Origin of the sequence: Sphingomonas sp. Leaf21 (assembly GCF_916858675.1) — a bacterium.
Classification (GTDB): Bacteria; Pseudomonadota; Alphaproteobacteria; order Sphingomonadales; family Sphingomonadaceae; genus Sphingomonas.
The window spans coordinates 1-1,584 of record NZ_CAKASM010000049.1; the positions used below are offsets into that span (position 1 = coordinate 1).

The window sequence follows — 1,584 nt, forward strand, 5'->3', positions numbered from 1 at the left end:
CTGGCGAACGTGAAGATGTCGATGAACCCGTTCGACGAGATCGCGGTGGAAGAGGCGATCCGGCTGAAGGAGAAGGGGGCGGCGACCGAAGTCGTCGTCGTCTCGATCGGCGAGCCCAAGGCGGCGGACACGCTGCGCACCGCGCTGGCGATGGGCGCGGACCGTGCGGTGCTGATCACCGCCGACCAGCCGGTGGAGCCGCTCGGCGTCGCCAAGCTGCTCGCCAAGGTCGTGGAAGAGGAACAGCCCGGCCTCGTCATCCTGGGCAAGCAGGCGATCGACGGCGACAACAACCAGACCGGGCAGATGCTGGCCGGGTTGCTCGGCTGGGCGCAGGGGACGTTTGCCTCCAAGGTCGAGATCGACGGGCAGACGGCCAACGTCACCCGCGAGGTCGATGGCGGCCTCGAGACGGTGGCCCTCACGCTGCCCGCGATCGTGACGACCGACCTTCGCCTCAACGAGCCGCGCTACGCCAGCTTGCCCAACATCATGAAGGCCAAGTCCAAGCCGATGGCGACGAAGACGGCGGCCGATTACGGCGTCGATGTCGCCCCGCGCCTGACGATCACCCATGTCGCCGAGCCCGGCAAGCGCCAGGCGGGCGTCAAGGTCGGCTCGGTCGATGAGCTGGTCGAGAAACTGAAAGCACTGGGAGTGGCCAAGTGAAGACGCTGGTTTGGGTCGAGCATGACGGCGGGGCCGTCAAGGATGCCACGCTGGCGACCGTCACGGCGGCGGGCAAGCTGGGCGAAGTGCACCTGATCGTCGCGGGTCAGGGCGTCGACGGCGTGGCGCAGGCGGCGGCCAGGATCGCGGGCGTGGGCAAGGTCCATGTCGCCGACGACGCTCCCTACGCCAATGCGCTGGCGGAGAATGTCGCGCCGCTGATCGCCAAGCTGATGGACAGCCACGACGCATTCCTCGCGCCGTCGACGACGACCGGCAAGAACATCGCGCCACGCGTCGCCGCCCTCATCGACGTGATGCAGATCTCGGACATCCTGTCGGTCGAGGGGCCGGACAGCTTCACCCGGCCGATCTATGCGGGCAACGCGATCGCGACGGTCAGGACCAGCGACACCAAGCTGGTCCTGACGGTGCGCACCACCGCCTTCGACAAGGCGGCGGCCGAGGGGGGTTCGGGCGAGATCGAGGCCGTCTCGACCACCGGCGACGCGGCCAGGTCCCGCTTCGTCGGCGCGGAGAAGGCCGAGAATGCGCGGCCCGAGCTGACCAGCGCCAAGATCATCGTCTCGGGTGGTCGTGCGCTGGGTTCGGAGGAGCAGTTCCATGCGCTGATCGACCCGCTGGCCGACAAGCTGGGCGCGGCGGTGGGTGCCAGCCGAGCGGCGGTCGATGCGGGCTATGCGCCCAACGACTATCAGGTCGGCCAGACCGGCAAGATCGTCGCGCCGGAAGTCTATGTCGCGGTCGGCATCTCGGGCGCGATCCAGCATCTGGCGGGGATGAAGGACTCCAAGATCATCGTCGCGATCAACAAGGACGAGGACGCGCCGATCTTCCAGGTCGCCGATATCGGCCTGGTCGGCGACCTGTTCACCGTCGTGCCGGAGCTGACCG

2 protein-coding genes are annotated in these 1,584 nt (G+C 68.2%); both read left to right on the top strand.

What is annotated here, in order from left to right:
• Window positions 1-669, top strand: a 669-nt coding sequence (locus LRP66_RS18165; protein WP_230484002.1) for an electron transfer flavoprotein subunit beta/FixA family protein, incomplete at its 5' end; no start/stop codon positions are given.
• The coding region (locus tag LRP66_RS18170; RefSeq protein WP_230484003.1) for an electron transfer flavoprotein subunit alpha/FixB family protein at window positions 666-1,584 on the top strand (919 nt) is incomplete at its 3' end. The genes LRP66_RS18165 and LRP66_RS18170, both read left to right, overlap by 4 nt.